Raw genomic sequence first — 5526 nt, forward strand, 5'->3', positions numbered from 1 at the left:
GCAGGCGGCCGGTCCCGGTACCCCCGCACCCGGCAGCAGCCCCGGCGCCACCCCGCCCGGCGGCACCCCCGGCCCCGGGCAACGGGGCAACGGCGGCGGCGGGAACTCCGGGCACGACGACAAGAAGAACCTCCTGCTCGCGCTCTGCCAGAGCTATGCATCCGGCAAGCGCGACGGCATGGACCGCGACGCCCTGCACCGCCTCGAACAGAAGGCCGGCGGAGCGGACAAGGTCCTCGCCTTCTGCCGCGCCTACCTGGCGCGGTACCAGAACCTCGGCAACTCCGGCGGCGGCACCGGCCTCGGCGGCACCACCAGCGGCACCGGGGCCACCAGCGGCGTCACGGGCGGCGACGAAGACGACGAGGGTCACCCCTCCCGGTCGCCCGGCGCCACCCCTCCCGCCGGCACGTCCACCCCGGCCCCCGGCCCGTCGGCGGCCGCCACGGATCCCGGGAAAGCGACGCCCAGCAGCACCCCCGCCCCGTAGGGTCTGTCGGGTCAGGCCGGGCTCGCGGGGTCTGGCACGCACTCGCCCACGCCTGAACGGCGCGGGGGACCCCCATCGGCGTTGTCGTCACTCTTCCCCAAGCTCTCGGCTTCGTTCGAGCTGGGGAGGCCCCAACCGCTCCGCGTCGGCTCCCTCCTCCGCCTTGCAGCTGCACGCACCAGAGCACGCTCCCTGATCCGGCCTCATCCAAACGACAGACCCTAGGTGTGACGTTTTTCGAGCGGGTGACGCAGTACTGATTGAAGCCGACTGGTCATCGGCTGCGCGAGGAGCCGGGGTTCCCCCCGTACCCACGGCTCAGCGCATCTGGCGCGGGCGGGGCACGTTCCCCCGGCCCTGCCCGCGCCCTTCTCTTGCGCCTAAGCCGGCGCCGCTTTCGCGGATGTGGTTCCCCTTCGTGGGGGTTGCTCAATTTTCGCTTCTGTCACTGAAGTCAGGGGTGGGGCCTGTGTGGATGTGCGGGCCGGGGGGTCAGCGGGAGATCACGACCTTGGTTCCTTGGTGGGTGGCATTGAAGAGTGCGGCCACCTTCTTCTTGTCGCGGACGTTGACGCAGCCGTGTGAGGCGCCGCGGTAGCCGCGGGCGGCGAAGTCCGCGGAGTAGTGGACGGCCTGGCCGCCGCTGAAGAACATCGCGTACGGCATGGCCGTGTGGTAGAGCGTCGAGACGTGGTGGCGGCTTTTGAAGGTGAGGGCGAAGGTGCCCTCGCGGGTGGGGGTGTACTGCGAACCGAAGCGGACATCCATCGCCGAGACGACCCGGCCGTCGACCACCCACGCGAGGGTGTTGGTCCGCTTGCTGATGCAGATCACCCGGCCCCGCATGCAGCGCGGATCCAGGGCGCCGACCGGCCGGGTCGTGGGCGGATACAGCTCCGCATGCGAGGGCCGGCGGGTCTGTGACCGCAGGGCGAGCCAGGCCGCGGGCGGCACGGTGCCCGTCCGGGGCAGGCCCTGCCGCCGTTGGAAGGCGCGCACCGCGGACGTCGTGACGGCGGCGTAGGAGCCCGTCGGGGAGCGGTCGAAGAGACCCAGCTGGGCCAGTCGCGCCTGGAGTTCGCGGACCCGCACACCCTGCGCTCCGGGCGCCATCAGCGGCCCGGCGGCCCGCGGTGCACGGTGCGCGGCGCGCGGCGCCGTGGGGTGGGGGCGCGACGGGGCGGAGTGCCGGGAAGCGGGCGGAGCGTGCCGGCCGAGCGGCGGGGGAGCGGGCGTGGTGGGGGCGTAGCGGGCGCCCTTGCCGTCCGGGGCGGTGGCGCCGGAGACCGTCACCGGGCGGCAGCCCACCGCGAGAGCCGCCACCACCAGCACCGCGGCCATCACCGGCGCCGTACGTCGTCCACTACTGCGCTGCATGCGCCACCCCCGGATCTTGGTGGGCCGACCGGCCACCGATGACTCTTCCCAGTGCTGCGGCGCGGCGAACCTGCGGGCATGCCGTGGAGACGTGAATACGTGGATAAATGGATAGAGAGTGAGACACCGGATATTGGTCACCGAGTGGGAGGCATACCCCCATGGCGCACGAGTCGGGCACTGGCCGGTACAGCGAGAGCGGCCTGCCCATCGAGCCGGTGTACGGGCCACAGGCACTGGACGGCTGGGATCCGGAGCGCCGGCTCGGCGCACCCGGCAGCTACCCCTTCACCCGCGGTGTCTATCCGTCGATGTACACCGGGCGGCCCTGGACGATGCGGCAGTACGCCGGCTTCGGCACCGCGCGCGAATCCAACGCCCGCTACCGGCAGCTGATCGCCCACGGCACCACGGGCCTGTCGGTCGCCTTCGACCTGCCGACGCAGATGGGCCACGACTCGGACGCCCCGATCGCCTCGGGCGAGGTCGGCAAGGTCGGCGTGGCCATCGACTCCGTCGAGGACATGCGGGTGCTGTTCGGCGGGATCCCGCTGGACAGGGTGTCGACCTCGATGACGATCAATGCGCCCGCCGCGCTGCTGCTGCTCCTCTACCAACTGGTCGGCGAGGAGGAAGGGCTGCGGGCCGACCAGCTGAACGGGACCATCCAGAACGACGTGCTCAAGGAGTACATCGCCCGGGGCACCTACATCTTCCCGCCGCAGCCGTCACTGCGGCTGACCGCGGACATCTTCCAGTACTGCCGGGCCGAGATCCCCCGCTGGAACACCATCTCCATCTCCGGCTACCACATGGCCGAGGCCGGCGCCTCGCCCGCGCAGGAGATCGCCTTCACGCTCGCCAACGGCATCGCCTATGTGCGCACCGCCGTGGCCGCCGGCATGGACGTCGACGACTTCGCGCCCCGGCTGTCCTTCTTCTTCGTCTCCCGGACGACGCTGCTCGAAGAGGTCGCCAAGTTCCGTGCCGCGCGCAGGATCTGGGCCCGGGTGATGCGGGAGGAATTCGGCGCGCGCAACCCCAGGTCGATGATGCTGCGGTTCCACACCCAGACCGCGGGGGTGCAACTCACCGCGCAGCAGCCGGAGGTGAACCTCGCCCGGGTCACCGTCCAGGGGCTCGCCGCCGTCCTCGGCGGCACCCAGTCGCTGCACACCAATTCCTTCGACGAGGCCATCGCCCTGCCCACGGACAAGGCGGCCCGGCTCGCGCTGCGCACCCAGCAGGTGCTGGCGTACGAGACCGATGTGACCGCCACCGTCGACCCGTTCGCCGGCTCCTACGCCGTCGAGTCGATGACCGACGACGTGGAGGAGGAGACCGTCGCGCTGATGCGGAGGGTGGAGGACATGGGCGGCGCGGTGGCCGCCATCGAACGGGGCTTCCAGAAGGACGAGATCGAGCGCAACGCCTATCGCCTCGCCCAGGAGACCGACGCCGGCGAGCGGATCGTCGTCGGCGTCAACCGTTTCCAGCTGGACGAGGAGGAACCCTACGAGCCGCTGCGCGTCGACCCGGCGATCGAGGCCCGGCAGGTCGAACGGCTGGCCCAGCTCCGCGACCGCCGCAGCGCCCGCGCCGTGACCGCGGCCCTCGACGCCCTCCGCAAGGCCGCCGAAGGCACGGACAACGTCCTCCCCCCGATGCGCGAGGCGCTGCGGGCGAGGACGACGGTGGGCGAGGTGTGCGAGGCGCTGCGGGGGGTGTGGGGGACGTATGTGCCCACGAATGCGTTCTGAGCAGCGTGCGGGCGGTGCGACCCGGCGCTACGACGTGGCCGAGGCATCGGGCAGCACGCCGGAGAGCCGCAGCAGCTTGCCCTGCCGGTGGCTGTGGGGCGGCGGCTTGTGAGCCCCAGGGTGGGCTGCGTCAGACTGTGGGCATGTCGTCACCCCGCCGCACGTGCCCCGTCTGCACCCGAGAGATCGCCGTCGTCGGCGGCCGTTTCGCTCGCCATGACCCGCCCGGGCGGCGGACGGTGCTGGAGCTGATCTCCTGTCCGGGCTCGCGACGGATGGCGCCGATGATGGCGCCGGCGGAGAAGCTCTTCGATCCGGAGGAGCCGCCGATGCCGGGGCAGCAGCCGCTGTTCTGAGGAGGCGGGCGGCCGGTCGCGGCCGTAATTACGGGGCCAGGACGTCCAGTTCGGCCATCGCGCCGGCGGTGATCTCGCGGGTGAGGGTCTCCGCGCGGGCCGCGTCGCCGGTGCGTACCGCCTCCGCGACCTGTACGTGGAGGGTGACCGCGGCCGGGTCGGGGTCGGTGAACATCACATGGTGCTGGGTGCGGCCGGTCAGGACGGCGGCGACGACATCGCCGAGGCGGGCGAACATCTCGTTGCCGGAGGCGGTCAGCACGATCCGGTGGAAGGCCACGTCGTGGACCAGATAGGCGTCGAGCTGCTGGCCGCGTGAGGTGGCGACCATCCCCATGGCGTGCTCGGTGAGTTCGGCGCACTGGGCGGGGGTGGCGTGCTGGGCGGCCAGGCCCGCGGCGACCGGTTCGACGGCCGAGCGCAGCACGGTCAGTGAGCGCAGCTGCCGGGGCCGGTCCCGGCCGGCCAGCCGCCAGCCGATCACCCGCGGGTCGTAGACGTTCCACTCCTCGGTGGGCCGGACGGTCACCCCGACCCGGCGCCGGGAGGCGACCAGCTGCATGGATTCCAGTACCCGGACCGCCTCGCGGATGACCGTGCGGGAGACGTCGAAGCGCTCCTCCAGTTCGTCCGTCCGCAGGACCGTGCCCGGAGGGTAGTCGCCCGCGGTGATCGCGGGTCCGAGGGACTCCAGAACACGGGCGTGCAGTCCCTTCCCCTCGTTTTCCATGGGCCAAGCCTACGTTCCCGCGCCCGGCCAATTAAGTATGACGTTTTCATCACGAGCTCTTGAATACGTCGTACCTATTGGGTTTCAGTGGGGCCCGCACGAGGTCAAGGAAGACAGCGAGGTACCACGGGATGAGCACCCCCGACGTGATCGTCGTGATGGGCGTGGCCGGCACCGGCAAGACCACGATCGGTCCGCTGGTGGCCGCCGCACTGGGCGTCCCGTACGCCGAGGGGGACGACTTCCATCCGCCGGCGAACATCGCCAAGATGTCGGCCGGCGTCCCGCTGGACGATCACGATCGCGGTCCCTGGCTGGACGCCATCGGCGCCTGGGCGCACGGGCGGGCCGGGCGGGGCGGGGTGGTGAGCAGCTCCGCGCTCAAGCGCGGCTACCGCGACCGGCTGCGCGCCGCCGCCCCCGGCGTCGTCTTTCTGCACCTCACCGGGGACCGCGCGCTGATCGAGGCGCGGATGGCCGGGCGCACCGGCCACTTCATGCCGGCCGCGCTGCTGGACTCCCAGTTCGCCACGCTCGAACCGCTCGGGCGTGACGAGGCGGGCGTCGCCGTGGACGTCTCCGGCACCCCGCAGCAGGTCGCCGGACGGGCGTGGGGGGCTATCCGGCCGGTGCGGTCCTCGCGCGCAGTGCGGTGACCGCCCGTCCGGCGACCTGCTGCGGGGTGCCGGAGACGTCCACGGCCGGGTCGGGGTCGGTGAACATCACATGGTGCTGTGTGCGGCCGGTCAGGACGGCGGCGACGACATCGCCGAGGCGGGCGAACATCTCGTTGCCGGAGGCGGTCAGCACGAT

At 72.0% G+C, this 5526-nt stretch carries 5 protein-coding genes and 2 pseudogenes; 4 read left to right on the forward strand and 3 right to left on the reverse strand.

Annotation, left to right across the window (positions count from 1 at the left end; genetic code table 11):
• Positions 1-490: pseudogene (locus tag EST92_RS31450) on the forward strand (hypothetical protein); the annotation flags it as partial.
• 492 nt (positions 491-982) lie between these two features.
• Here EST92_RS31450 and EST92_RS30780 read toward each other — a convergent pair.
• A complete protein-coding gene (locus EST92_RS30780) occupies positions 983-1867 on the reverse strand; it encodes a L,D-transpeptidase family protein (protein ID WP_343283821.1) in 885 nt (294 codons plus the stop codon).
• A gap of 161 nt (positions 1868-2028) precedes the next feature.
• On the opposite strand from EST92_RS30780, the gene EST92_RS30785 reads away from it, so the two are divergent.
• Positions 2029-3627, forward strand: a complete 1599-nt coding sequence (locus EST92_RS30785; RefSeq protein WP_129283956.1) for a methylmalonyl-CoA mutase family protein — start codon at positions 2029-2031, stop codon at positions 3625-3627.
• A 143-nt stretch (positions 3628-3770) separates the two neighbouring features.
• Positions 3771-3983 (forward strand): hypothetical protein, encoded by a 213-nt coding sequence (locus tag EST92_RS30790; RefSeq protein ID WP_129283957.1) that lies wholly within the window; start codon positions 3771-3773, stop codon positions 3981-3983.
• A gap of 28 nt (positions 3984-4011) precedes the next feature.
• Here EST92_RS30790 and EST92_RS30795 read toward each other — a convergent pair whose 3' ends face one another.
• Positions 4012-4713: a FadR/GntR family transcriptional regulator gene (locus tag EST92_RS30795; protein ID WP_129283958.1), complete on the reverse strand. Its 702-nt coding sequence runs from the start codon at positions 4711-4713 to the stop codon at positions 4012-4014.
• A 131-nt stretch (positions 4714-4844) separates the two neighbouring features.
• Here EST92_RS30795 and EST92_RS30800 point away from each other — a divergent pair, with 131 nt between their 5' ends.
• Positions 4845-5369 carry a gluconokinase gene (locus EST92_RS30800; protein ID WP_129283959.1) on the forward strand — a complete coding sequence of 175 codons (525 nt, stop codon included), beginning with the start codon at positions 4845-4847 and terminating at the stop codon, positions 5367-5369.
• Here the strand turns inward: EST92_RS30800 and EST92_RS32510 are convergent.
• Positions 5332-5526 (reverse strand): annotated as a pseudogene (locus EST92_RS32510) (GntR family transcriptional regulator); the annotation flags it as partial. The gene EST92_RS30800 and the pseudogene EST92_RS32510 overlap by 38 nt on opposite strands.

The sequence above is a fragment of the Streptomyces sp. TM32 genome, assembly GCF_004122755.1.
GTDB classification, from domain to species: Bacteria; Actinomycetota; Actinomycetes; order Streptomycetales; family Streptomycetaceae; genus Streptomyces; species Streptomyces sioyaensis.